Origin of the sequence: Pseudomonas sp. B21-019, assembly GCF_024749225.1 — a bacterium.
Lineage (GTDB): Bacteria > Pseudomonadota > Gammaproteobacteria > Pseudomonadales > Pseudomonadaceae > Aquipseudomonas.
This window is the reverse complement of record NZ_CP087193.1, coordinates 6,336,825-6,363,087: the sequence shown is the minus strand read 5'-3', so window position 1 is coordinate 6,363,087 and position 26,263 is coordinate 6,336,825. Positions and strand designations below refer to the sequence as shown.

At 61.0% G+C, this 26,263-nt stretch carries 22 protein-coding genes; 15 read left to right on the top strand and 7 right to left on the bottom strand.

Annotation, left to right across the window (positions count from 1 at the left end):
* Genes LOY36_RS28715 through LOY36_RS28700 form a run of 4 tightly spaced genes read right to left on the bottom strand, consistent with a single transcriptional unit; the run spans nt 1 to nt 4,159 of the window.
* A complete protein-coding gene (locus tag LOY36_RS28715; protein ID WP_019651252.1) occupies nt 1-456 on the bottom strand; it encodes a hypothetical protein in 456 nt (151 codons plus the stop codon).
* Nucleotides 446-1,756 (bottom strand): phosphatase PAP2/dual specificity phosphatase family protein, encoded by a 1,311-nt coding sequence (locus LOY36_RS28710; protein WP_026346038.1) that lies wholly within the window; start codon nt 1,754-1,756, stop codon nt 446-448. The genes LOY36_RS28715 and LOY36_RS28710 overlap by 11 nt, the downstream gene beginning before the upstream one ends.
* Nucleotides 1,753-3,510 (bottom strand): bifunctional alpha/beta hydrolase/class I SAM-dependent methyltransferase, encoded by a 1,758-nt coding sequence (locus LOY36_RS28705; protein ID WP_258671737.1) that lies wholly within the window; start codon nt 3,508-3,510, stop codon nt 1,753-1,755. Before LOY36_RS28705 ends, LOY36_RS28710 begins: the two co-directional genes overlap by 4 nt.
* Nucleotides 3,511-3,535: 25 nt before the next feature.
* The gene (locus LOY36_RS28700; RefSeq protein WP_258671735.1) at nt 3,536-4,159 is read right to left on the bottom strand and encodes a CDP-alcohol phosphatidyltransferase family protein; all 624 of its coding nucleotides are present in this window, start codon (nt 4,157-4,159) and stop codon (nt 3,536-3,538) included.
* 159 nt (nt 4,160-4,318) lie between these two features.
* On the opposite strand from LOY36_RS28700, the gene LOY36_RS28695 reads away from it, so the two are divergent.
* The 6 genes from LOY36_RS28695 (at nt 4,319) to LOY36_RS28670 (ending at nt 12,445) form a co-directional block, all read left to right on the top strand.
* Nucleotides 4,319-5,221 carry a LysR family transcriptional regulator gene (locus tag LOY36_RS28695; protein ID WP_019651256.1) on the top strand — a complete coding sequence of 301 codons (903 nt, stop codon included), beginning with the start codon at nt 4,319-4,321 and terminating at the stop codon, nt 5,219-5,221.
* 131 nt (nt 5,222-5,352) lie between these two features.
* Nucleotides 5,353-5,979, top strand: a complete 627-nt coding sequence (locus tag LOY36_RS28690; protein ID WP_018927332.1) for a glutathione S-transferase family protein — start codon at nt 5,353-5,355, stop codon at nt 5,977-5,979.
* Nucleotides 5,980-6,042: 63 nt separating this feature from the next.
* The gene (locus tag LOY36_RS28685) at nt 6,043-8,058 is read left to right on the top strand and encodes a pyridoxamine 5'-phosphate oxidase family protein (protein WP_258671732.1); all 2,016 of its coding nucleotides are present in this window, start codon (nt 6,043-6,045) and stop codon (nt 8,056-8,058) included.
* Between the two features lie 403 nt (nt 8,059-8,461).
* A complete protein-coding gene (locus LOY36_RS28680) occupies nt 8,462-8,839 on the top strand; it encodes a DUF6124 family protein (protein ID WP_007934367.1) in 378 nt (125 codons plus the stop codon).
* A gap of 293 nt (nt 8,840-9,132) precedes the next feature.
* Nucleotides 9,133-10,326: a DUF3142 domain-containing protein gene (locus tag LOY36_RS28675; protein WP_258671730.1), complete on the top strand. Its 1,194-nt coding sequence runs from the start codon at nt 9,133-9,135 to the stop codon at nt 10,324-10,326.
* Nucleotides 10,313-12,445 carry a hypothetical protein gene (locus LOY36_RS28670; RefSeq protein ID WP_258671728.1) on the top strand — a complete coding sequence of 711 codons (2,133 nt, stop codon included), beginning with the start codon at nt 10,313-10,315 and terminating at the stop codon, nt 12,443-12,445. The genes LOY36_RS28675 and LOY36_RS28670 overlap by 14 nt, the downstream gene beginning before the upstream one ends.
* Before the next feature lie 3 nt (nt 12,446-12,448).
* Here LOY36_RS28670 and LOY36_RS28665 read toward each other — a convergent pair whose 3' ends face one another.
* On the bottom strand, nt 12,449-13,078 hold the full coding sequence (locus LOY36_RS28665; RefSeq protein WP_258671727.1) for a LysE family translocator: 630 nt from the start codon (nt 13,076-13,078) through the stop codon (nt 12,449-12,451).
* A gap of 144 nt (nt 13,079-13,222) precedes the next feature.
* Here LOY36_RS28665 and LOY36_RS28660 point away from each other — a divergent pair, with 144 nt between their 5' ends.
* Entirely contained in the window at nt 13,223-13,696 is a 474-nt protein-coding gene (locus tag LOY36_RS28660) for an Lrp/AsnC family transcriptional regulator (RefSeq protein WP_019580354.1), read from the top strand.
* A gap of 88 nt (nt 13,697-13,784) precedes the next feature.
* Here the strand turns inward: LOY36_RS28660 and lpdA are convergent, their stop codons facing one another.
* A complete protein-coding gene (gene lpdA, locus LOY36_RS28655) occupies nt 13,785-15,185 on the bottom strand; it encodes a dihydrolipoyl dehydrogenase (protein WP_258671724.1) in 1,401 nt (466 codons plus the stop codon).
* Between the two features lie 211 nt (nt 15,186-15,396).
* Here lpdA and hflK (LOY36_RS28650) point away from each other — a divergent pair, with 211 nt between their 5' ends.
* The 8 genes from hflK (LOY36_RS28650) (at nt 15,397) to cfaB (ending at nt 24,707) form a co-directional block, all read left to right on the top strand.
* Nucleotides 15,397-17,361, top strand: coding sequence for a protease modulator HflK (gene hflK / locus LOY36_RS28650; protein WP_258674235.1), 1,965 nt, complete (start codon nt 15,397-15,399; stop codon nt 17,359-17,361).
* Nucleotides 17,358-18,413, top strand: coding sequence for a protease modulator HflC (hflC, locus tag LOY36_RS28645; protein ID WP_258671723.1), 1,056 nt, complete (start codon nt 17,358-17,360; stop codon nt 18,411-18,413). The genes hflK (LOY36_RS28650) and hflC overlap by 4 nt, the downstream gene beginning before the upstream one ends.
* Nucleotides 18,410-19,468 carry a protease modulator HflK gene (gene hflK / locus LOY36_RS28640; protein ID WP_258671722.1) on the top strand — a complete coding sequence of 353 codons (1,059 nt, stop codon included), beginning with the start codon at nt 18,410-18,412 and terminating at the stop codon, nt 19,466-19,468. Before hflC ends, hflK (LOY36_RS28640) begins: the two co-directional genes overlap by 4 nt.
* Complete coding sequence (locus LOY36_RS28635; protein WP_258671721.1) at nt 19,465-21,375, top strand: cation-translocating P-type ATPase; 1,911 nt, start codon at nt 19,465-19,467, stop codon at nt 21,373-21,375. Before hflK (LOY36_RS28640) ends, LOY36_RS28635 begins: the two co-directional genes overlap by 4 nt.
* A 119-nt stretch (nt 21,376-21,494) precedes the next feature.
* Nucleotides 21,495-21,749, top strand: a complete 255-nt coding sequence (locus tag LOY36_RS28630) for a membrane protein (RefSeq protein ID WP_019651267.1) — start codon at nt 21,495-21,497, stop codon at nt 21,747-21,749.
* 65 nt (nt 21,750-21,814) lie between these two features.
* The gene (locus LOY36_RS28625; protein ID WP_064621173.1) at nt 21,815-22,660 is read left to right on the top strand and encodes a DUF692 domain-containing protein; all 846 of its coding nucleotides are present in this window, start codon (nt 21,815-21,817) and stop codon (nt 22,658-22,660) included.
* Complete coding sequence (locus tag LOY36_RS28620; RefSeq protein WP_064621172.1) at nt 22,651-23,451, top strand: DNA-binding domain-containing protein; 801 nt, start codon at nt 22,651-22,653, stop codon at nt 23,449-23,451. The genes LOY36_RS28625 and LOY36_RS28620 overlap by 10 nt, the downstream gene beginning before the upstream one ends.
* 71 nt (nt 23,452-23,522) lie before the next feature.
* Nucleotides 23,523-24,707, top strand: coding sequence for a C17 cyclopropane fatty acid synthase CfaB (gene cfaB / locus LOY36_RS28615; protein ID WP_258671720.1), 1,185 nt, complete (start codon nt 23,523-23,525; stop codon nt 24,705-24,707).
* Here cfaB and cls read toward each other — a convergent pair.
* On the bottom strand, nt 24,704-26,143 hold the full coding sequence (gene cls, locus LOY36_RS28610) for a cardiolipin synthase (RefSeq protein ID WP_019651271.1): 1,440 nt from the start codon (nt 26,141-26,143) through the stop codon (nt 24,704-24,706). The genes cfaB and cls overlap by 4 nt on opposite strands.
* Nucleotides 26,144-26,263 lie beyond the last annotated feature (120 nt).

Genomic DNA, 26,263 nt, shown 5'->3' with positions numbered 1-26,263 from the left:
TTATCCAGCGAAGGGCAGCCAAGGGCTCGCCAGTATGACAGCCAAGGGTGGCAGCACTTGGGCAGCCAGCAGGACGGCCTGTTTGCGCAGCAGTTTAAGTCCCCCGCGCTGACGTTCGGCCCAGGGCCGGCCGGCACGGTTGGCCGGTTGCAGGCCGAGGTTTTGCAGGGCCTGATCGAGGGCTTGAGTGCGGTCTGACAAAGCGTCGGCGTCGCGGGCCATCAGGGTAAACAGGTCAGCGTCGAAGGCCACCCGCAGCGCCCAGTATTTTTGCCATAGCCCGAGGATGATTAGCCAGGCGCTGAGGATCAAGAACGGCGCAGTCGGGGTGATCAGCAGCAGTTGCAGCAGGCCGAACAACACACCCAGCAAGGTCAGCCCTGTGGATAACTGATCGAGGGTGCGGCCCCGGTGCAGCAGGCTGGCGACCACGTGCAGTTCCATATCAACCGGCATAGGCGTTCTCCAGGGCTTGGCGATGGGCCGGATGCAGCACCACTTGCGGGCGTGCGGCTTGGATCATCGCCACGGCGGCATCGACAGTGGCCGCTCGACTGCTGTGCAGCAACCAGGCCGCGATAGCGGTGGCGCTGCGCGAATAGCCCAAAGCGCAGCAGACCAGCAGTGGGCCTTGCTGGCGCAGGTGTTCAATGGCTTGGGCGGCGGCGAGGCATTGCTCAGCGCTGGGCGCGGTCAGGTCGAGTATCGGAATGCTTTGATAGGCGCGGCCTCTCGGGTTGAGCGGCAGCTCAGCGCATAGATCAACCACAGCTTTGAACGGCGCCAACTGATCAGCGTCGGGAAGCCTGCCGAGCCAAACGTTATCCACAACCTCATTGGGCTGCGGATGTTTGCGGGTCCAAAGCCGTGAATTGATCCACGCCGCTGCCACGTAAGGCGCGAATAACCAACGGGCGGCCGGGCTAAGGCGGCCGTCGACGCGTTTCTGAAACCCGGCGGCGTCCAGCAGCGTGTAGTTGAGCGCCACCAACAGCAACGCCACGGCAGGCCAGATCAGCCACAGCCATCCGCCGCCCAGGCCAAAGGCTGGAATGGCGAATATTGCCGCACCGATGCCATAACGCAGGGCCAGGCGCCAGCGTTTCGGGTCCTTGGCCAACCGCAGGCTAATCAAGGGGCTGGGCCGATCCAGCGGCCATAACCACACGCATAGCCAGCCGGCGAGGGCGCCTGTGGGTAAGTCAATAAAGTGATGTTGATAAGTGGTCAGCACTGAAACTCCGATCAATGCGAACCAGCCGTGCACTAGCCAGCGCCACAGGCCTTGCGTGTGCCGTTGGTACATCACCCACAAAATCACCAGCAGGGCGATGTGTAGCGATGGCGCCTGATTGAACGGTTTGTCGAACCCGGCCAGCACTGCGAACAGCCAGCCGAACACTCCGTCCAGTTCAGGCCGTTCGAACGTGAAGCGCAGTGGCCATAACAGGAAACAACTGACGGAGATCACTTGTGCACTCAGCAGGCGCAAGGCGTGGCGCTTGAGTTCATGGCGACTATCGGGCAGTAGCAGCGAAAAACCGTACAGCAGGTCAATCGTCCAGTAGGGGACAATGGTCCAGGCCCAGAAGGGCATGGCGGTTTCCCAATCGAAAACGAAGGTGTCGACATCGCTTCGCTGGGCCGTGACCCACGTGGCAAAGCCGTAGCTGGCGAAAAACAGCGGCGCCAGCACCAGCAACCAGAGCACGGCGGGTTTGAGCAAACCCGGCTCTCTCGGGACAGCCCCCATCATTGCACCCGTTGCGCGAGGGACACGGTGAAGATCCCCCATTCATCCACTCGTTGGGTGATTTTGCGAAAACCTGCTGCTTCCACCAGTTGATCCATTTCCGCCTGGCTGCGCCGACGCATCACCCAAGCCTGGCCTTGGCGATGACTGGTGAGGGCGCGGGCGATCAGTTCCAGCTGCGGGTGCCAGGGCTGACCGGTGTAGACCAGATAACCACCGGGCTCCACGGCCTCGGCCAAGCCCGCCAGAGAGCCGCCGACCAGTGCATTGTCGGCAAACAGTTCATACAACCCGGACACCACCGCCAGTGTCGGTTTTGGGTCCAGTGCCGCCAGGTCGGCGCGGTCGAACGCGTCACCTTTCACGAACTGCGCGATGTCTCCAAGGCCTTTATCGCGAATCAGCGCACCACCGTCACGCACATTGATGTCGCTGTAATCGCGCAACAGTATCGACTCCGGTAGCGGGCTGACGCCTTGCAAGGCTTCGAGAATGTAGCGGCCGTGACCGGCGGCAATGTCGACGATGCGCACCGGTCGGCCTTCTTCGCGCAGTTTGGCCATGGTCAGGCGCAGCAGTTCTTCGACGTTGAGTTTGCGTTGGCGGATGCCGCGCCAGCCGATGGAATTCAGGTAGTTCTGATCAATCATCCGCCCGAGCCCGCCCTTGCCGGTGGACTGGTTGCGGTACACATAGTCCAGGGTGCTGCCGGAATCGAACCCGGTGTCGAAGCCCAGCTTCACCCCGTCTGACAGCTGGCTGCCCAGGCGCATGCTGGCGCGGGTCATGCGCCAGTACAGGTCGCGCAACGAGTTGTGCGGCAGCGGGGCGGCGAGGGATTCGGATTCGGCGCAGGTCAGGCCGATCTTGTCGGCATCAAGCAACGAGGCCCGGTCCAGCGGGTATTCAAAGTTTTGCAGGATAAAGCGTTTGGTGCTGGCTACGGCCACGGCGCGATCACGTTCCCCAAACGTGTCGTGGAAGAAGCCCGGGAGAATGTGTTTTTCCTTTTTCAGGCTGCCCAGGCGTTCGAAAAACTGTTCCTGGGGTTTGCGGTGGACCACAAAATCCGAGCCGGAAATCAGCAGTTGGGTCGGCACTTGAATCGCCTGCGCATCGGCCACCACACGGTCGGCGGCTTCATACAAGCCGAGCAGCACATTCACCGAAATCGCCTTGGTGATCAGCGGATCGCTGTCGTAGGAGGCGACGCGTTCCGGGTCGTGGCTGAGGAACTTGGCCTTGACGTAGCTGTTGACGAAAAAGTTGCCGCGAAACTTGCGCATCAGCGCCAGGCCCGGACGGGCGAAAGGTACGTAGAGCTTGACCTTAAATGCGGGCGACGCGAGCACCAGCGAGCGGATGCGCGGTGCATAGTCGTGGACCCAGGTCGAGGCAATCACCGCGCCGACGCTTTGGGCGATCACGGCCATGTTCTCTTCGTCGATCTGGTGGGTCGCGTTCAGGTGATCGCAAAAGGTCTGCACGTCACGCACGCTGGTGGCGAAACTCGGGCTGTCGCCGCGAGCGCCTGGCGACTGACCATGGCCGCGCGCGTCCCAGGCAAAGAAGTCGAACGCTGGCAGGTCCAGTTCATCCACCAGGTGGGCGATACGCCCTGAGTGTTCATGGCCGCGATGAAACAGCAGCACAGCCTTGCGCGGCTCGCCCGGATTACCCGCCGTGGCCGGCCAATGACGGTAGAACAGCTCAACGCCATCGTGGGTAGTGAAGGTCTGATTTTGAGTTTCACGCATTGCACTTTCCTTATGCTTGGGAGCTTTATGCCGAGGGAGCGTTTTCCTGCACTTCTTTCAGGCCCAGACGGACCCGGTTGACCAAGGTGTAAGCCAGCAGGACGGCGACCACCCCAAACACAATGCTAATCCACAACGCGTTGATCCAGCCGATGGCAATGCCGGTGGCCAAGACACCCAGTACAAACGCGCGATCGCTCTTGCCCATCGGGCCGTCATAACGCCGCGACGCGCCGATCATTGGCCCAAGGACGCCACTGTACTCGCTGAACAACGCCAGCAGCGTGACCAACAGCACAATCAACGCGCTTACGTCGGGAATCAAGGCAAAAGGCAGGATCAGCGCGCTGTCGGCAACGATATCGCACAGTTCATTCAGGTAGGCGCCGAGGCGCGACTGCTGGCCGAATTCCCGGGCCAGCATGCCGTCAATGGCGTTCAGCGCCATCCGCAGGATCATCCACACGGGAATCAGCAGAAATACCCATAGGTGATTGGCGAAACAGGCAATCCCGACGCCTGTCACGACCGAAATGACGCCGGCCAGCACGGTGATTTGATTGGCGGTGGTGCCGTTATCGAACAATCGCTGAACCAACGGTCGCAGCAGATTCTGGAAGGCGGGTTTAAGTTGGTAGATGGAGGGCATCTGGATACGGTCTCAGCAATTGAAAGCGTGAACGATCAGGGTTATACGTCACAATAATCAGAATGCCAGTAAAACTGCACGGCTCATCCTCTTCCAGCGATATCCAGGTCCAATCGGGAACTGTCGGCCTCGCGTTATTCAGTGCTCAGGAGTTAACCCATGGACCGATTCCAGGAAATGCAGGTCTTCGCCGCTGTCGCCCAGGACCAGGGTTTCTCGGCGGCGGCGCGGCGTTTGGGGATGTCAGCAGCCAGCGTCACCCGGGCAGTGGCGGCGCTTGAGCAGCGCATTGGCACTCAGTTGCTGACGCGCACCACCCGTAGCGTGCATTTGAGCGAGGCGGGCCAGCGTTATCTGGAGGACTGTCGGAGAATTCTCGCCGAGGTGCAGGAAGCCGAGGATTCGGCCGCCGGGAGCCATGCCCAGCCCCGTGGGCAACTGACGATCACGGCACCGGTATTGTTCGGCGATTTGTTCGTCACGCCGCTCATGGTCGGTTACTTGACTCAATTTCCTGAAGTCAGCATCAACGCTGTGCTGGTCGACCGGGTGGTGAGCATGGTCGAGGAGGGCATCGATGTGGCCGTGCGTATCGGTGAATTGCCTGACAGCAATCAGCACGCAATTCGAGTGGGCGAAGTGCGGCGAGTGATCTGCGCTTCCCCTGGATTCCTGACTGATCATGGTCGGCCTCGGCATCCGGCAGACTTGAGCCGCGCCCCAATCATCGCCACCTCGTCCATCGGGCAGCCCAGAAGCTGGCCGTTCCTTGAAGCGGGAGAGCCGATCAGTGTTCGTCCGGAGCCACGTCTGGTGGTCTCGGCCAATCAAGCGGCGATCACTGCCGCCGCCATGGGCCTGGGACTGACCCGAGTCCTGTCGTATCAAGTGGCGAGCAAGATCGCCGGCGGTGAACTGGAAATCGTTCTGGCTGACTTCGAACTGCCGCCATTGCCCATTCATGTGGTCTACCAGGGTGGGCGCAAGGCTCCGACGCGGGTTCGCAGTTTTGTGGACTTTGCGGTGAAGGTGCTGCGCGAACATCCGGCCCTGCACGGCTGAAGGGTTATTGCGCTGGCTGAAATAATGGATTGCGTTTGCTGGTTATTCTGTTGCTTTGGTTGTGGATGGAAGATAGCGCTCCATCGGCGCTGATCCTTCCTGAGCGGCGCCACCACCCAGCGGAGTCGACCATGCAAGCCATCAAACTCTACAACTTCCCCCGTTCCGGCCATGCTCACCGTGTAGAGCTGATGCTGTCGTTGTTGCAACTGCCGACCGAGCTGATCTTCGTCGATCTGGCCAAGGGCGCACACAAACAAGCGGATTTTCTTGCGCTCAACCCGTTTGGCCAGGTCCCGGTAATTGAGGATCAAGGCATGGTGCTGGCCGACTCCAACGCGATCCTGGTCTACCTTGCGCAAAAATATGGCAACGGTCGCTGGCTGCCAACCGATCCGGTCGGTGCAGCCAAGGTTCAGCGCTGGTTGTCGGTCGCCGCCGGGCCGATTGCCTTTGGCCCCGGCAGGGCAAGGCTGATCACTGTATTCGGTGCGCCTTACAACGCTGAAGAGGTGATCGCCTATTCTCACACTTGGCTCAAAGTGATCGATCAGGAACTGGGCGCGACGGCCTATCTGGCCGGTAGCGAGCCGACCATCGCCGACATCGCCGCCTACAGCTACATCGCCCATGCTCCGGAAGGCAATGTGTCGCTGGACGACTACGCCAACATCCGGGCCTGGCTGGCGCGCGTTGAAGCCTTGCCAGGGTTTGTCGGCATGCCGCGCACCATCGCCGGTTTGCAAAAAACTGCCTGATGTTCACGGCCCTATTCAGTCGGGCCGTTCTTGTTGCGCAATGAGCGCAGGGGAGAAGCCGTTATGGAACGTTCACCTTGGCACGCCGGCGAGAAAAAATTGCAGGCCCATGTGGGTGTCGTCGAGCGAATGGACGCATTGGGTCGTAGGGTGATTCGCGGCGAGATGCCGGACCAGCACCGCACGTTCTATCAGCAACTGCCGTTCATGCTGTACGGCGCGGTGGATGCCGACGGCAACCCTTGGGCGAGTATTCTTGAAGGGGCGCCGGGCTTTGCGAAGTCCCCCGAGCCCGGGCTGTTGCAGATCGGCAGCCTGCCCGGTCGCGACGACCCTGCACAACTGCAAGACGGGGCGGCGATCGGTCTGCTCGGTATCGAGCTGCACACCCGGCGTCGCAATCGTCTCAATGGTCGAGTCGGCGCTGTAACGGCGAGCGGCTTCGAGGTGACGGTGGAGCAATCCTTCGGCAATTGCCCGCAATACATTCAATTGCGCCAGTTTCGCTCGGTGCCATTGGCGGATCCGGAGACCCGTATCGCGCAGCATCTCAATGGGCTGGATGACGCGGCCAAAGCCTTGATTACCAGCGCCGATACATTCTTTGTCGCCAGCTATGTGGACGTCGATGGCCAACGCTCGGTGGACGTTTCTCATCGGGGTGGCCAGGCCGGTTTCGTCCAGATAGAAGGCAATCGCCTGACCATCCCGGACTTCGCCGGCAACCTGTTCTTCAATACCTTGGGCAACCTGCTGATCAACCCTCGGGCCGGTTTGCTGTTCATCGATTTCGATTCGGGCGATTTGCTGCACCTCAGCGGTCGCACGCAAGTCATCCTTGAAGGCCCGCAGATCGAAGCCTTTCAAGGGGCTGAGCGGCTGTGGACATTCGAGGTGGAGCACGCGGTGCTGGCCTTGCGCTGGCGCTTTGACGGCGTGTCGCCCACCAGTCTGCTGACCGGCACCTGGGCGCAGGCGAATGCACGCCTGCAAGCCCAGGCGCTGGGGAATCGCTGGCGGCCGCTGCGAGTGACGCGCATCGAGCGGGAGAGCCACAACATCCGTTCGATCTATCTGGAGCCTGCCGATGGCGCCGGGTTGCCGGTGTTTCAAGCCGGGCAACATTTGCCCTTGCGGTTCAACATCGCAGGCGATGTGCACATCCGCACGTACAGCCTGTCGAGCGCGCCATCCGATGACTTTTTCCGCATCAGCGTGAAGCGTGAAGGCCTGGTGTCCTCGCACCTGCATGAGCAGATTCGTGTCGGCGATTTGCTTGAAGCCCGCTCGCCTCAAGGGCATTTCACCGTGGCGCCGAATGAGCGTCGGCCGCTGGTGCTATTGGCTGCCGGCGTGGGGATCACGCCGCTGCTGTCGATGCTGCGGGAGGTGGTTTATCAAGGCCTGCGCACGCGGCGCATCCGTCCTGTGTGGTTCTTCCAGAGCTCGCGGACATTGGCCGATCAACCGTTTCGCCCTGAGCTGGATCGCCTGCTCGACGGCCTCGGTGATGAGGTGCGGGTGCTGCGCTTGCTTAGTCAGCCGGAGTCCGATGCCCGTGAGGGTGAAGATTACGACCTGACAGGGCGCATCGAAGCCGACTTGCTCAGGACCACTCTTGAGGTGGAGGACTACGACCAAGTGGATTTTGTCCTGTGCGGTCCGGGAAGTTTTACCCAGGGGCTGTACGACAGCCTGCGGGATCTGGATGTCCCTGATTCAAGGATTCATGCCGAAACCTTTGGCCCGTCGACGCTGCGTCGCAAGCCGGACCCGGACGCGGTGGTCATCGAGCAATTGCCGGCCGCTACCGTTTCGGTGCCCGTCGTGTTCCAGCGCTCTGCCAAAGAAGCGCGTTGGCAGCCGGACGGCGGCAGTTTGCTGGAGTTGGCGGAGAGCCGTGGCTTGCGCCCGGAATTCAGTTGCCGCGGCGGTTCCTGCGGAACCTGCAAAACCCGGTTGATCAGCGGAGAGGTGAATTATCCACAGCCTCCGGCGGAGGTTCCCGATGCGGGTGAGGTGCTGATTTGTTGTGCGGTGCCGGCGCAGGGTTCGCAGCCGTTGGTGCTCGACCTTTAGAAAAAGATCGCTGCCTTCGGCAGTTCCTACAGGGTGCAAACGAATCCTGCGTAGGTGCTGCCGAAGGCGGCGATCTTTTGATCTTCAGGCAGTCCTACAGACGATGATTTTGGGGGGAATGTTTCCGACAAGTTTTGACGGTTGTCGGTCGGAAATGGGGTGGATAGGCTTTGGGGGTCGCTGGCAATCCAGCGATCGGGCCTGGAAAACCCGAAGTATAGGATCACAGCAGGTGACATAATGCGGCGCTTTTTCAGCTCTGCAGTTATGGCGGCTGTGCGTGGGAGACCTTCGGGTCTGCCGGGTTTGATCCTTCACCGGTTTTTCCAGTCCGCGTACAGCTGCCACCCCTTTCGTCTGGAAAACGAAAAATGGCAGCTCCATCTCTTTAAGGATCTTTGCCATGTTTAAGCCGACACCAAATCCGCCCGAAGCGGACAGCACTTCCCCTTACGAATCCCCCAATTCAAAAAAGCTCAACGAAGCCGCCGAGCGCGCGCTCGATCACTACCTCAACCCCTCGGCCCTCAAAGCACCGGTCGCCCGCAAGCCGAGCACGATGTTTATGGTTGCGCCGGATATCAAAGACGAAGACCTGTTGGCCCACACCTGTGAATCGTTGGCCCAGGCCAGTGTGATGGCGAGTGATTTTGCGGGGTATCTGCAAGGGCCGCACCGGCATACGGCGATGGCGATTCAACAGATCGTCATGCTGGCGGAACTGGCGGTGAACCGGATGCTGGATAACGTCGCCATACCAAAACCTGCGCCACACAGCTGATCCCTTGTAGGAGCGAACCGTGGCGAGGGGGCTTGCCCCCGTTGGGCTGCGAAGCAGCCCCAAAATCTCTGATGTACCAAAGATTTTGTGAGTGCTACGCACTCAAGCGGGGGCAAGCCCCCTCGCCACGGTTCGTTCCTACGGAGTTATGCGTAGGACAGAGATTCCTCTTCCAACTACTGATACCGAAAAGTCAGGTGATCATTGCCCGCAAGCCGATAGCTGAGTAGGGTAACGAGCAGAGTGACAAAGGGCCTTGGGAGGCCCTTTTTGCATTTCAGGGATTGGTGTTCATGGTCTTTTTCACACGCTTGATCGTTTTGCTGGCAGCGGTGTTGCTCAACGGTTGCAAGCAACCGGACGCGCCGCCGCTCGATCAGCAACTCTATGTCTGGCAACGGCAATGGACGCCGGCCCATGACGCCGCGCTGCGCGACAGCCGCACCGATTTCTCGACCTTGCGCGTGCTGGCCTTGCAGGCATTTCCACAGTCTGGCTGGAGCCGGGCGCGGATCGATCCGGCGCTGCTCAAGCGTGATGGCCGACCGCTGATTGCGGTGGTTCGTCTGGATGGCCAGCTCAATGGGCTGGACCGGGACGAGGTCACGGCGCAGATCCAGCAGGTGCTCAGCGATTGGCGAGGGCAGGGGCTGACCCTGTCCGGTGTGGAAATCGACCACGATGCGGGCAACGCCTGGTTACCGGCCTACCGCGAATTCCTCACCCATTTGCGTGGCGTTCTGCCGGCGTCCTTGCCACTGAGCATCACCGCGTTGCCGGCCTGGCTCGACAGTTCTGAATTGCCGGCGTTGCTGGCAACAGTCGACAGCAGCGTGTTGCAGGTGCACGCGGTGAGCGATCCGCGGCGTGGGCTGTTCGATCCGGCTCAGGCACGGCAGTGGGCCAGGGCCTGGAGTCGCAACACATCGAAACCGTTTTATCTGGCGCTGCCGGCTTATGGCGTGGCGCTGTTGCCGGGGGCCGGGGGCGCGCCGGTTGTGGAAAGCGAAGTGCCCATCGAGCGAGGCGGCGAACGTCGGGAGTTGCTGGCGGACCCGCAGCAACTGAGTAAGCTCGGCGCCGAGTTGCGCGCCGATCCACCGGCCCATCTGGCCGGGCTGATCTGGTTTCGCCTGCCCCTGGCCAATGATCGCAGGGCCTGGAGCCTGACGACGCTGGGCGCTGTGGCGCGCGGCGATACGCTCGACAGTCATGTAGGGCTGAAACTCTCGGCGCAGGACGGCCTCTACGACATCAGCCTCAGCAACCAAGGCAACCTCGACAGCGCCTGGCCCGAACGCCTGACGCTGGCGGTGCAGGGCTGCGAGGGCGCCGATGCGCTGGCCGGTTATGCGTTGCAACAGCGCCCGGATCTGCTTACCTTCACCCGCCTGCGTGACGGTCGAATCCCGGCCGGCGGGCAGCGCGCTATCGGTTGGGCTCGCTGCGCACACATTGATCAAGGAGGTTCGAATGTTTACCCGTAACTGGCCCCGCCATGTGCTTTGCCTGAGCCTCAGCCTGCCATTGGGTTCGGCGCTGGCCTGCGGGCCGGACTTCCCCATGCGCCTGCTGGACAACCGTGGCCAGTCGCTGGCGGAACTGCCGGAAGGCAACTTCAACCTTGAGATCAGCCGCCTCGGGCATGCCATCGCGGGACTGAAAAATGTCACCGCCGCCACCAACATTCCGGGGGACGGTTATGGCGATGCGCCCGATTACACTCGTCAGCGCGACACCGCCGAACAGGCCGGTCTGACGCCTGAACAGCAAGCGCTGGTGAAACAGCTGCGCAGCCTGACCGATGCCCGTCAGGTTGAAGAGCAAGGCGCGAATCTGCCGCCCGAGCACAGGCTCTATCTGGCTGGCGCCGTGGCGTTCAACGCCGGTGATCATGGCCTGGCCGCCGACTACTTCCAGAAAGTGCTGGCGCTGCCGGCGGAACAACGCCCGTTGCGTAGCACCTGGGCGGCGTACTCGTTGGGCCGGGCGCTGTTTGCCATGAGTTCAGAAGCAGGCGCGACCCCTGACCTGTTGGCTCAGTCCCGCAAGGCCTTCGAGCAGACCCGTCAACTGAGCATCGACGGCTTCAGCGACCCATTGGAACTGGGTGTCGCCAGCCTCGGCGAAGAAGCACGAGTGGCCCGCACTGCGGGTGATTGGGACAACGCCATCCAACTCTACGCCACGCAGAACCTTCACGGCTCGGCGGTGGGCTACACCTCGCTGAAGCTGTTGATGGCTGATCTGGCCGCTATGCCTGACGAGCAACTGGCCGGGTTGCTCAAGGGCAAAGCGGTGCAGCAACTGGTGACGGCGTCGTTGATCAGTCGGCTGGGCTGGTCATTCGGTGATCAACCGCTGAACGAACAGAAACTGATCAAACTGCTGCAAAGCAGCACCCGTGGCAGTCTGGATAATGCCGATCGCCTGGCGGCGATGAATTATCAACAGGGCGATTACGCCAGCGCCAAAGCCTTCCTCGAACAGGCTGGTGACGGTGGCCTTGCGTGGTGGTTGCGGGCGAAGCTGGCGGTGCGTGATGGCGACAAAAACGCCGCCGCAGCGGCCTATGCCAAAGCCGCCCAGGCCTTCCCGCAGAACGAATCCTGGGGCGAGCGGCGCACGCCCGACTGGGATTACGAAACACTCCAGCCCAAGTGCCGGGTCGAGGGTGAAAGCGCGATTCTGGCCCTGCAACGCGGGGATTACCTGCAGGCCTTCGATCAGCTCTATCGCAGCCAGGGCATCTACTGGTTCGACGCGGCCACCGTGGCCGAGCGGGTGCTGACCCTCGATGAACTCAAGCAGTACGTCGACACCCAGGTGCCGGCACCGCCGCCGCTCAGCCAGCAGGATCGCGACAATTATGTGCCGTTGTCGGTGGCCGCGAACCTGCGCAATCTGCTCGGGCGGCGTTTGTTGCGTGAAGAGCGCTACGATGAGGCTCCGGCTTACTTCGACAACGTCGATTTGCAGAACAAGGCCAAGGCGTATGGGCAATTGCGTCAGGAGGCGGATGCTGCCTGGTGGCCGACCAAGCGTGCTGCTGCTCTATTTAACGCGGGTTGGCTGACGCGCGAGTGGGGGATGGAAATTCTCGGCTACGAAATGGCGCCGGATTACGCCACGTTCGGCGGTAATTACAGCCTTGAGAGCAGCGAGCTCAAGGTGGGGCCATTAGTGGCTGAAGATGAAGTAAAACGTCAGCAGGCCAGCGCTGCACAGCCCGATCAGCGTTACCACTATCGTTATGTCGCCACGGCGTTGGCCAGCCGCGCTGCCGATAATTTGCCTCATACCAGTCAGGCTTTTGCGGCCGTTCTGTGTGCGGCGGCGGGGTGGAACACCAGCCTTGAAGAAGAAAGCGCCTTCTATCAACGCTATGTGAAGGAAGGGCCGTACGTGGATTGGGCGGTGAACTTCGGTCACCGATGTCCTTATCCGGATTTCCAGAATGCAGATAAGCGTTACGTTACTCAGGTGTTGAGCCCGGTCCGCTCGGCATTGCGACCATATAAAAAGTGGCTGCAGATGGGCAGCGTGGTGGTGTTTACCGCGATTGCGCTGGTGTTGATCAACCGACGCCGGCGCAATGCACGATAGTCATCAGGCTTGTTGAACAAAGGTCAGCCGCACTGCAAAACCAATCAACAGGCTGCCAAACAACCACTGCTGTACCCGCTGGGCCGACGGACTGCGTTGCAGCCAACGGCCCAGCGCCGCGCCGACCAGCGCGTAGGCGCTGTCGAACAGCAAGCCGACGCCGACCAGCATCATGCCCAGGGTCGCAAATTGCGCGAGCACCGGTCCGGCTTGAGGGTTGATGAACTGCGGCAGCAGCACCGAGCAAAACAGCAGCGCCTTGGGGTTGAGCAGGTTAGTCAGCAAACCGCGCTGGATCGCCTCCGGCCACCGTGGTTTAGCAGTCGTTGCGTCTGCACCGTTCAAGCTCGGCAGCATCGTGGTGCGCAGGCACTGAATGCCGATCCAGAGCAGGTACGCGGCGCCGGCCAGGCGCACCACGTCGAAGGTCCAGGGCGCAGTCCTGAACAGCGTCGCCAAACCCAATGCCGCCAATGCCACATGACAACCGCGCGCCACGCCCAGCCCCAATGCCGTGGCCAGCGCCGCGCCTTTGCCCTGACGAGCGCCGGTCTGCAACAGCAGAATCATATCCGGGCCGGGCAACAGGTAGACCACTGCCAACGCCATGAAAAACAGCCAGAGTTCTGTCATGTTGCCCCCATTCGTTGTCGATTTGGTGGGGTCAGTCTACGGCCGAGGGGCAGGGCAGGTGGTTGCGTAGTCGGCTTCTAAAGCTTCGATATTTGGCATAACCTGCCAGTTTATGATGATCGAACCATCAGGATCTGCCAAAGCATGAAACTTGACGCCTACGACCGCAAAATCCTCACGGCGCTGCAACGGGACGGACGCCTGAGCAACGTACAACTGGCCGATGAGATCGGTTTGTCGGCCTCACCCTGTTTGCGCCGGGTGCGGATGCTGGAAGAGGCGGGCGTGATTCGCGGCTATCAGGCCAACCTCGATCGAGATGAAGTGGGCCTTGGGCTGACGGTGTTTGTCGGGGTCAAGGTCGAACGGCATAACGATGAACAAGCCGAAGCATTTCGCCTGGCCGTGACGGCGTTGCCTGAGGTGATTTCTGCGTTTCTGGTGTCAGGGGAGTCGGACTTTCTACTGCAAGTGGTGGTGCCGGACTTGCGCGCCTATGACCGTTTCCTCACCGGGCGATTGCTGAAATTGCCGGGCGTGAGTGATATCCGCAGCAACTTTGCAATTCACACGGTGAAGACGCCGGGTGCGTTGCCGTTGGGGCATTTGCCTGATTGAAAAAGCGAAAAGATCGCAGCGCTCACAGGCGCGTAGGAGCTGCCGAAGGCTGCGATCTTTTGATCTTGGTCTTTGGTCTTTGGTCTTTCTAAATCTGCGTCGCCATCCCTTCCACATTCATCGCCGCCTGGCGCAAGGCCTCGGAGCGGGTCGGGTGTGGATGGCAGGTCAGGGCGATGTCTTCGGCCGAGGCGCTGAACTCCATGGCTACGCAATATTCGCCAATCATTTCGCTGACGCTCGGGCCCACAAGGTGCACGCCGAGGACTTCGTCGGTGCGCTCATCGGCCAGTACCTTGGCGAAGCCTTCGGTTTCGTGGTTGATCTTCGCCCGGCTGTTGGCGGTGAAGGGGAATTTGCCGACCTTGTAGGCGCGACCTTCGGCTTTCAGCTGTTCTTCGGTCTTGCCGACGCTGGCCAGCTCCGGTTTGGTGTAGATCACGTTGGGGATCAGCTCGTAATTGACCTCGCCAGCCTTGCCGACGATCTGCTCGATGCAGGCCATGGCTTCGTCTTCGGCCTTGTGGGCGAGCATCGGTCCTGAGGTGACGTCACCGATCACCCAGACCCCCGCGGCTTCGGTGCGGTGGCCCTTGTTGGCGAGCATGCCGCGTTTGTCGGTGGCGAGGCCGACGTTCTCCAGGCCCAGGCCTTGGGTGTAAGGACGACGACCGATAGCCACCAGCACGTAGTCGGCTTCCAGCAGCTCGGCGGTGCCACCTGCGGCCGGTTCGACACTGAGTTGAACACCGCTCGCCGAGGAGGTGGCGCTGGTGACTTTCGAGCTCAACTTGAAGCGGATGCCTTGCTTGCTCAATGAGCGCTGAAGGGTTTTACCGGCTTCAGCATCCACACCCGGGCAGATCCGGTCGAGAAATTCGACGACCGTCACCTGAGCACCCAGGCGCCGCCATACCGAACCCAGTTCCAGGCCGATCACCCCAGCGCCGATCACCACCAGGTGCTTCGGTACTTCAGCCAGCGACAGCGCGCCCGTGGAGTCGAGGATGCGTTGGTTGTCGATGTCCACGCCCGGCAGGGGAGTGGGTTCGGAACCGGTGGCGATGATGATGTCTTTGGCGCTCAGCCGGGTCTTGCCACCCTGATCGTCGGTCACCGTGACGCTGCCCGGCCCGTCGATGTGGCCCCATCCCTTGATCCAGTCGACCTTGTTTTTGCGAAACAGAAACTCGACGCCCTTGGTCAGGCCTGTGACGCTTTCATCCTTCTGTTTCATCATCTGAGCCAGGTTGAGCACAGGTTTGACCTCGATCCCGAGGTTGGCGAATTCCGCCCCCATGGCCGCGTCGTAGAGCTCGGAGGCATGCAGTAATGCCTTGGACGGCATGCAACCGACATTCAGGCAGGTCCCGCCGAGGGTGGCGCGGCCTTCCACGCATGCCGCTTTCAAGCCCAACTGCCCGGCGCGGATCGCTGCGTTATAACCGCCGGGGCCGGCGCCCAGAATCACGACGTCATAAGTGCTCATGGTGCAACTCCTGGATTGAGAGGGGCGGGATCGATAAAAAGTAGTCTTCAATAAAAAATTACGAACGTAATATGTGCGTTTCTCACCATTTCGGTCAAGGCTTCAGCTTGGCGACAGGTTCAGCGCTTTTAGATAGAACGATTCAGGACGAAAATTTCACCATTTTCGTTATATCGTAACGAATTGTGATGTGAGCAATGGCTGGGGTGGTATGCAAGTCGATCTCGATGGCGATGGAGCACAGATAGCAGGGCTGCCGCGCTTCCAGCAGGCGGTCGTTCAAGGACGTCGATTGCGCCAATGGGCAATCGGTTTGGGTGCCTTGGCGACCGCAGGGCTGGTGCTGGCGTTTTTTGTCGGGCTGTTTGCACCGCAGTCGCTCTGGCCCGCGTTGCTGGCCAATCAGAGTGCCGGTTTGCTGGTATTGGTCGCCGGTCTGCAGTCGGCCTGGTGGGTAACGCAGTGGCGTGCACGAGCGATGAATCCGGCCGAGTTGGTGCCGGTGGCTATCACCGAAGAAGTCGTTGTCGCCGAAGGCTGGTACGAGCGGTTGCTGGACGGCATCAGTCAGCGTTGGCTGCGCTTGCTGGGGCAGATCGGTGCACCGACGCTCTGGCTTGGCGGCTGGGCGTTGTTGAGTTTGTACAGCATCGAGCAGGTCTGGAACCTCGCTTTACCACCCGCTGCGTTGGGATTATCGGCCAGTGTCGGCGCGGCGTTGTCGTTGCTGCTGGCGTTCGGTTTGCTGGTGCTGGAGCGGCAACTGGCGCAGGAAAATGTCGCCCAATGGCCTGAAGCCGGGTCGTTGGCGCAGCTGACGCGGGTTGCGATTATTGGCCTGGTGCTCAGCGCCTTGTGTCTGTTGTTCGGTAGCGAAACAGCCGTCTGGCCGGTGCGTCTGGCGGTGCTGATCGGCTTGCTGCCGGGGCTGGTCGCCGTCGAGTTATTGCTGCGCGCCGTGTTGTCTCTGTTCAGTCCCCGTCGTGAACAGCTTGAACCGGCCTTGCTGGCGCGAAGCTTCGTCTCCGATATGTTGCGCTGGCCGCCACAGCCCCTGCTCGCATTGCAGCACGAGTTGCACAACCGCTTCGGTATCGACCTGCGACAAATCTGGGCCTTCACCTACATGCGCCGGGCGTTTTTGCCGGTGCTGGCGGTAGTGGCAATCGTCGGTTGGTCGCTCACTGGCATTCATGAAATACCGCTACAGGGGCGGGGCATCTACGAACGTTTCGGCAAACCGGTGGAAGTGTTCGGGCCCGGTTTGCACGCCAGTTTGCCGTGGCCGCTGGGTCGGGTGCTGAGTGTCGAGAACGGCGTGGTCCACGAGTTGGCCACCAGCGTGGGTGAAGCATCTGCTCCGGTCGCGGCCGAACCTGCCGAAGGCCCGGCACCGGCCATTGCCAATCGCTTGTGGGACGCCAGCCATGTGAATGACAAGTCCCAGGTTATTGCCAGCAGCCGTGCCGACAAGCAGAGCTTCCAGATCGTCAACATGGACGTGCGCTTCGTCTATCGCATCGGCCTGAGCGATCAAGCGGCATTGGCCGCGACGTACAACAGCGCCGACGTGCCGACGCTGATTCGCAGCACCGCCAGCCGGATTTTGGTCCACGATTTCGCCTCGCGTACCCTCGACGGTTTGCTCGGTGAAGACAGGGTAGGGCTCGCCGAAGAAATCGGCCACGCCGTGCAGGCCGATCTGCAAAAACTCGACAGCGGCGTGGAAATTCTCGCCACGGTGGTTGAGGCCATTCATCCGCCAGCAGGGGCGGCCAATGCCTATCACGGCGTGCAAGCAGCGCAGATTGGCGCCCAGGCATTGATCTCCCGTGAGCGCGGTGCAGCGGCAGAGGCGATCAACCAGGCGCAATTGCAGGCCAGCATTGCTCGCGATCAAGCCACGGCCAGTGCGCATGAAATCAACTCGAGCGCTCAGGCCGCCGACCTGAAATTTGCCGCCGAGCGAAAGGCTTATGCCAGCGCCGGCCAGGCTTTTGTACTGGAGCAATACCTCAGCCAACTGACCCAGGGTTTGGCTAATGCCAAGCTGCTGGTTCTCGATCATCGCCTGGGCGGCAGCAGCAATGCGCCGACCATCGACCTACGTACATTCACGCTGCCGGCTGACCCTGCGCCGCCGCGTAATACCGCTCAGCCAGGAGCCGCCCATTGAGCCAGTCGACGCCTACTCACGATCATCACGACCACGATGACCACGCCGGCCACGATCACGGCCATGGCGGGCATCACCACGGTCATCATCACCATCACCACCACGGTGATCCACACGAAGCTGGCCCGTTCCCGTGGCGGCGAATGGGCTGGGCGGCTCTGCTGGTGGCGTTTGCCATTGCGGCGGCAAGCCTGGTGCAAGTGCGCTCGGGGGAGGCCACGGTGATTACGCGCTTCGGTAATCCATCGCGGGTGTTGCTGGAGCCGGGGCTTGGCTGGCGTTGGCCGGCGCCGTTCGAGGCGGCGATTCCGGTTGATCTGCGGCTGCGTACCACCTCCAGCGGTTTGCAGGATGTGGGCACGCGCGACGGTCTGCGCATCATCGTGCAAGCCTACGTGGCCTGGCAGGTACAGGGCGACCCGGACAACGTGCAACGCTTTATGCGCGCTGTACAGAATCAACCCGATGAAGCCGCGCGGCAGATTCGTACCTTTGTCGGCTCGGCGCTGGAAACCACTGCCAGCAGTTTCGACCTGGCCAACCTGGTGAACACCGACGCCAATCAGGTGCACATCGCCGATTTCGAAGCGCAGCTGCGTCAGCAGATCGATCAGCAGTTGCTCACCACCTATGGCGTGCGAGTGCTGCAAGTCGGCATCGAGCGTTTGACCCTGCCGTCGGTGACTCTCACCGCGACGGTCGATCGTATGCGCGCCGAGCGTGAAACAATCGCCACTGAACGCACGGCCATCGGTAAACGCGAAGCCGCGCAAATCCGCTCCGCGGCTGAGCGTGACGCGCGAATCGTGCAAGCCGATGCGACGGTGAAAGCTGCAGACATCGAAGCCCAATCCCGCGTCGAAGCCGCGCAGATTTACGGCCGGGCTTACGCAGGCTCACCGCAGCTCTACAATTTGCTGCGTTCGCTCGACACCTTGGGCACCATCGTTGCACCGGGCACCAAACTGATTTTGCGCACAGATGCGGCGCCGTTCCGGGTGTTGGTTGATGGCCCACCGACGCTCGAAAACAAGTCCGGATCGCAGCCATGAATTTGGTTCCACGTGGAACAAATGAATTGAGCAGCCCCTGGATTCAGGCCGGGCGCTTGGCTTTTCTCGCGCTTTACGCCGTGACCGTGCTGGCTGCTTTGGCGTGGGGATTTTCCAATGTGCGGCAGATCGACCCGCAGAATCGTGCCGTGGTGCTGCACTTCGGCGCACTGGATCGCATTCAAAATGCCGGTTTGCTGTTGGCGTGGCCGCGACCGTTTGAGCAGGTGATTTTGTTGCCGGCTGCGGACCGGGTGATCGAGCGTCGGGTGGAAAATCTGCTGCGCACCGATGCCGCGTTGCAGGCCGACCGGGTGGCGAGCTTCGCCACACCTATCAGCGATGCGCTCGCCGGCTCCGGTTATCTGCTGACCGGTGACGCGGGCGTGGTGCAGCTGGATGTGCGGGTGTTCTACAAAGTCACCGAACCCTATGCCTTCGTGCTTCAGGGTGAGCATGTGCTGCCGGCGCTGGATCGACTGGTGACGCGCAGTGCCGTGGCACTCACTGCGGCGCGAGACCTGGACACCATTCTGGTGGCTCGACCGGAACTGATCGGTGCCGACAATCAGGCTGCCGAACGTCGCGAACGTCTGCGCGGCGATCTGGTGCGAGGCATCAATCAACGCTTGGCCGAACTGACGGCGACCGGGCAGGGCTTGGGTATCGAAGTGGCGCGGGTCGATGTGCAATCGAGTCTGCCCGGCCCGGCAGTGAGCGCGTTCAACGCCGTGTTAACTGCCAGCCAGCAAGCTGACAAGGCCGTGGCCAATGCGCGCACGGAAGCCGAGAAGCTGACTCAGTCCGCCAACGAACAAGCCGACCGCACGCTGCAAGTGGCTCACGCCCAGGCCAGCGAACGCCTGGCCAAAGCCTCCACCGACACCGCCACGGTGTTGAGTTTGGCCAAGGCGCAACAGCAGGGCACCGACCCGCAAATGCTGCTGCGTATTTACCGTGAGCGGATGCCGAAGATTCTCGGGCAGGCCGGCTCGGTGACAACGGTCGATCCGAAAGACGATTCCCGCCTGATCATTCAGGGAGCTGCACAATGACTGCCCAAACCGCCGCCGCGCCGAGCATGTTGTCCTCGGCTGAACAACGTAGTGCCGCGCGCCAGTTGACCCTGGCCATGCTTGCACTGGGCTTGCTTGCGCTCGGCCTGATCTGGCGCTGGTCGTTGCCGGAGCAGACCGGGGTCAGCCAATTGCTGCTGGGTTTTGCTTCGTTGCTGGTGGCCGTGCCGGTCATGCGCTCGGCGTGGTACAGCCTGCGTTATCCGAGCCTGCACGGGATCACCGATCAGTTGATCGCCCTGGCCATGCTCGGCGCTTGGGCTACTGGCGATCTGCTTACCGCGGCACTGCTGCCGATCATCATGATCTTCGGCCATGTGCTGGAAGAGCGCAGCGTGATCGGCTCCCAGGAAGCGATTCATGCCCTCGGCAAACTGACGCGCAGCCATGCGCGCAAGATTCAGGCTGACGGCGCCATCGTTGAAGTCGATAACGGCACGCTCAAGGCCGGCGACCTGGTGGAGGTGCGCGCCGGTGATCGCGTGCCGGCCGATGGCCGGGTGTTGTCCGGTCAGGCAAGCCTCGACACGGCATCGATCACCGGTGAGTCGGTGCCCATAGAGGCCGTTGTGGGCATGCCGGTGTTCGGCGGGGCGATCAACCTCGATGGCCTGTTGCGCATTGAAGTGACCCGCACCGGTCACGAGTCGACACTGGGTAAAGTCATCGCGCTGATGCAAAACGCCGAACGTTCCAAGCCACCGATCACGCGTTTGCTCGAACGCTACGCCGGTAGCTACATGGTGCTGGTGTTGCTGCTGGCGGCCGTAACCTGGTTCGTCACCAACGATGCCCAGGCGATGCTTGCGGTGTTGGTGGCGGCCTGCCCTTGCGCGCTGGTGTTGTCGGCACCGGCCACGGCGATTGCCGGGGTGGCGGTCGCTGCTCGGCACGGGATTCTGATTCGCAGCTCAGCCTTCCTCGAAGAATTGGCCGACCTGACGTCGTTGGTGGTCGACAAGACCGGGACCCTGACGTTCGGCACCTTGCGCCTGCAATCGATCGACAGTCCGCAGGAAGATCGCAGTCACGTACTGAAACTCGCCGCCAGCCTTGGCTCTGCCAGCAGCCACCCGGTCAGCCGCGCGTTGGCCGGGTTGGTCACCCAGGAACATTTCCTGCTGCTCTCTGACATTCGCGAGCGTCAGGGGCTGGGTGTTGTGGCGATGACCGAGCAGGGCGAAGCGGCCCTCGGTCGTCCGGAGCTGTTCGCGCAATTGGGCATTGTCACCTCAGCTGTTCCCGAACACGATGGCCCGATTGCTGGGCTGGCACTCAACGGTGAATTTCTCGCTTGGCTGTTGCTCGCCGACAGCGTCAAACCCGAGGCGCGGTTTGCCCTGGGCGAGTTGCGTGAACTCGGCCTGGGTCGTCAGTTGTTGTTGACCGGGGATCGACAAAGCGTGGCTCATACGCTGGCCCGGGATGTGGGCATCAGCGATGTCGAAGCCCAGGCCTTGCCCGAGGACAAACTCAATCGCGTGTTGAAAGAAATCGACAGCGGTTTCCGGCCGATGGTGGTGGGAGACGGCATCAACGATTCCCTGGCGCTGAAGGCCGGTGTGGTCGGCGTGGCCATGGGCGCGGGCGGCGCGGACATCGCGCTGGCCTCGGCCGATATCGTACTGATCGGCAGCGACCTGCGCCGGCTCGGAACCTGTGTGCGCCTGAGTCGCCAATGCCGGCAGACTTTACAGGTGAACGTAATCATCGGTCTGGGCTGGACCCTGGCGATTGTCGCCTTCGCCGCATTCGGCTGGCTTGGCGCGGCAGGGGCGATGATTGCCGCGCTGTTGCACAACTTGAGTACGTTATTGGTGCTCGGTAATGCCGGGCGTTTGCTGCGTTTTCAGGAGCCTTTGCTCAAGCTCAAAGATGAGGTTTGAGCGAGGCGAAAAGTTTTTTCATCGCCTCTGTAACGCCGTCAGGGCAGCGCTCTCTAGTGCTGTGTCGGGACTGAACAACCTTCCAGCCGACACCCCTGACGATTACTGAGGATATACAAATGAACTTCAAAAACGCCACCGCCGGTGCCGCTCTCGCCTTCGCCGCTGCAACAATGTTCGCAGGTGTTGCCACTCAGGCTCAGGCCGCCGACGCTGCACAAGTTCACTGCTACGGCGTGACATCGTGCAAAGGCATGAATGACTGCAAGACAGCCGAAAACGCCTGCAAAGGTCAGGCTGTCTGCAAAGGGCATGGCTTCAAGGCAATGACTCAGGCCGAATGCATGAAGGCAGATGGAAAAGTCGGCGAATAACTGACTGCCGAATGCCGTCGCGGTGGCTCTCTTGCCACTGCGGCACTTTGCGAGGAGTCCGCAAAATGTCTGCTTCCCTTTCTTGTCTGGGCTACGGCCTGGGTTTGCGCAGTGCCTACTACCAACAGATTCTTGAACAGTCGCCAGCCGTGGACTGGTTTGAAGTGGTCTCGGAAAATTTCATGGTCCAGGGCGGCAAGGCCCTGTACTACCTGGACGCCATTGCCGAACGGTATCCCGTGGTGATGCATGGCGTATCGCTGTCTATTGGCGGTCCTCATGCCCTCGATCCGCAGTATCTGCAACAGCTGAAACTTCTGGCGGAGCGAGTTGAACCGGCATGGATCTCCGATCACTTGTGTTGGAGCCGTGGCAACGCCCATCAACTCCATGATTTGTTGCCGCTGCCCTACACCGAAGAAAGTCTTTATTACGTGGCCGGCCGAGTGCGGCAGGTTCAGGACGTCTTGCAGCGTCCGCTGGTGCTGGAAAACGTCTCCAGTTACGTGCGCAGCGCTGGCGACGAATTCAGCGAATGGGAGTTTCTTGATGCGCTCAGCCGGTTGAGCGACTGCGAGCTGTTGCTGGACATCAACAACGTCTATGTCAGCTCCCGCAATCATGGCTTCGATCCGTGGACATTCATTCAAGGGCTGCCGGCCAAAAAGGTTCGACAGTTGCACCTGGCTGGCCACAGCGACCACGGCGATTACGTGATCGACACCCATGACCAGCCGGTGAGTGATCCGGTCTGGGCGCTCTATCAACAAACCCTGGAACACCTCGGGCCAGTCGCGACACTGCTGGAACGCGATGATCATTTCCCGCCTTTTGAAGAGCTACTTACCGAGTTGCAAAAGGCCCGGGCATTGGGTGATAGCGTGTTGACCCGGAGATTGAGATGCGCCTGAACGACTGGCAGCTGGCCTTTGAAACGTATCTGCTGGGTGAGCAGACAGCAGCCGATACCGCGCTAGGCGCGAGTCTTATGGGGGGGCCGACACTGGATGTGAGCACCGGGCTGGCGATCTATCACAACGCCTATCAGGCAAGGCTTCAGGAAGTTCTGCGCGGCGACTATCCGGTCATTTGGCATTGGCTGGGTGACGATGAATTCGAGCAGCTCGCGGCGGCTTACATTCGCCAGTGTCCGTCTGTTCATTACAGCCTGAGGTGGCTGGGTGAAGGGTTCGAGTCGTTTATTCGACAGCATTTAGTGCCAGAGCAAAGTGCAGCGCTGGGGGAGTTGGCGGCACTTGAGTGGGCATTCACGCTGGCGTTCGACGCGCCTGAAGGCGCGCCGCTGACGATACAGGACATGGCCGCCCTGAAGCCTGAAGACTGGCCGACGTTGCGGGTCAGCCCCAGCCCCTCTGTGCAATGGCTTGAGTGTGCTTTCAACAGTGTTGCGTTGTGGCGGGCAGTGAAGGATGAAACCGGGTTCCCCGGTAGTGCAGCGTTAGGGGCGCCCCAAGTATTGGTGATCTGGAGAGCGGGGCTGGTTTGTCATTACCGCAGCCTGGAACCTGCGGAGGCGGCAGCTCTAGACGGCTTGTTTCAGGGCGACTGGGATTTCGCTGAACTGTGCTCCGAATTAGCAGTCATCTATGGTGAGGATGCATCCCTTCAGGCTGTTACATGGCTGAAACAGTGGGTTCAGGACGGTTGGTTGCAGCCTCGAATCATAGAGAGCAGCTATTAAATCGATAGCCGGCTATTTTTCAAGGATGGACTACCCTCAAATCAGACGTCTGAAAATCAGGGGGATTATCCATGCTCGCGCAACTTCCACCGGCCTTACAGAATCTGCAGTTGCCGCTTCGCTTGCGACTCTGGGACGGCCATGAGTTCAACCTGGGGCCGACGCCCAGCGTCACCATTGTGGTCAAGGACCCGCACATGGTTACCCAGTTCACCCATCCGAGCCTGGACGCGCTGGGGGCGGCGTTTGTCGAAGGCAAACTGGAGCTGGAAGGCTCCATCAGCGACGTGATTCGCGTCTGCGATGAATGGAGTCAGGCGCTGCTCAACGAAGACGACGATGCGCAACCGGTGCGCCTGGTTCACGACAAGGAAACCGACGCCAAAGCCATCTCCTACCACTACGACCTTTCCAACGAGTTTTATCAGCTGTGGCTCGACAGCGACATGGCGTATTCCTGCGCCTACTTCGAGACCGGCAGTGAAACCCTTGAGCAGGCTCAACAAGCCAAGTTTCGCCACCTGTGCCGCAAGTTGCGCTTGCAGCCAGGGGAGTATCTGCTGGATGTCGGTTGCGGCTGGGGCGGGTTGGCGCGGTATGCCGCGCGGGAGTTCGGCGCGAAGGTGTTCGGGATCACGCTCAGTCAAGCGCAATTGGATTTGGCTCGTGAGCGGGTGAAAGCCGAAGGCCTGGAAGATCAGATCGAACTGCAACTGCTCGACTACCGCGATCTGCCTCAGGACGGGCGTTTCGACAAGGTGGTCAGCGTCGGCATGTTCGAACACGTCGGCCACGCCAATCTGGCCGAATACTGCCAAACCTTGTTCGGCGCAGTGAAAGAGGGCGGGCTGGTGATGAACCACGGGATTACCGCCAAACACACCGACGGTCGTCCGGTCGGGCGCGGTGCTGGTGAGTTCATCGAGAAGTATGTGTTTCCCAACGGCGAGCTGCCGCACCTGTCGATGATCTCCGCCGAGATCAGCGAAGCGGGGCTGGAGATTGTCGACGTCGAGAGCCTGCGCCTGCATTACGCGCGGACCCTGGACCACTGGAGCGAACGCCTGGAAGACAATCTGGAAGCCGCCGCCAAACTGGTGCCGGAGCAGGCGCTACGGATCTGGCGGTTGTACCTGGCGGGGTGCGCCTATGCGTTCGCCAGGGGCTGGATCAACCTGCATCAAATCCTCGCGGTGAAAGCCCATGCCGATGGCAGCCATGAACTGCCATGGACCCGCGACGACATCTACAACTAGAGAATCGGCGAAATAAGCCGGGCGATCCGCATGCCGACCTGTTGCAGGCGGTGGGTCTCCCGGCTTTCTTCTTTGGCGATTTCGTGAGCCTGGGCGAAATCGTTGTTGAGCATCTGCTCCACTTCGGCGGCAAACCCGCTGTCGACCGTCAGCAGCATCACTTCGAAGTTCAGCCGGAACGAACGGTTGTCCATGTTGGCACTGCCGATGGCGCTGATCTCGTCGTCGATCAGTACCACTTTCTGATGCAGGAAGCCGGGTTGATAACGGAACACGCGCACCCCGGCGCGTACGGCTTCGAAGGCATAAAGGCTGGACGCGGCGTAGACGATCCGATGATCCGGCCGCGACGGCAACAGGATCCGTACATCCACGCCGCGCAACACTGCCAGCCGCAATGCAGCGAATACGGCTTCATCGGGGATGAAGTAAGGGCTGGTGATCCACACCCTTTCCGTCGCCGCATGGATGGCTTCGACGAAGAATAGCGAACAGGTTTCGTAGGAATCCGCCGGGCCGCTGGCCAGTAATTGGCAGAGCACGCCGTCATCTGGATAAACGTCAGGCAGGATCAGCGGGGGCAGCGAGCGGGCTGCCCAGAACCAGTCTTCGGCGAAGGACTCCTGCATGCAGGCCACCACCGGCCCGCGAACTTGCACATGGGTATCGCGCCAGGGCGCCAGGGGTGGTTTCTCGCCCATGTACTCGTCGCCGACATTGAGCCCGCCGACAAAGCCGACAAGCCCGTCGACCACTACGATCTTGCGGTGGTTGCGGAAATTCACCTGGAAGCGGTTGAGCCAGCCGCTGCGGGTGGCGAAGGCTTTGACCTCGACGCCGGCATCACGCAACGGTTGCACATAACCGTGGGGCAGGGAGTGGCTGCCGATGCGGTCGTAGAGCAAGTAAATCGCCAAGCCCTCGGCGGCTTTCTTCAGCAGCAGGGTGTGCAGGCGTTGGCCGAGGCGGTCATCGTGGATGATGAAAAACTGGATCAGCACCGCTTTACGGGCGTTGCTGATGGCGTCGAAAATTGCATCGAACGTGGCTTGGCCGTCGATCAACAATCGTACATCGTTGTTTGCCAGGCATGGCATGCGCCCCAGCTTCGGCATGGCCCGCAAAGACGCGTAAGCGCTGGAGGCACGCGCAGCCAGTGCCTCTTCTACCCAGGGGCGCCAGTTCAGTTCGGAGATGGCCTTGCGCATTTCCTCGTTGGCTTGCCGTCGGGCCTTGATGTAACCATCGAAGGTGCTGCGGCCGAAGACCAGATAAGGGACAAGCGTGAGGTAAGGAATGAACAGCAGTGACAGGGCCCAGGCGATCGAGCCCTGAGCGGTCCGAACGGTCAACACGGCATGGATGGCGGCGATCGAGCCCAGTGTGTGTAACAGTGCGATCAGATAACCGAATACATGCGGTCCGAAATAATCCATGGGGCAGCCTTGCTCCTTGAAGATTCAATGCTTAACAGACCATGTTCCGGGCAGAATGTCGCTATTTAATTGGCCCATGAACCGAAGCCCGTGTCCGACGTCTAACGGCCACTAATGATC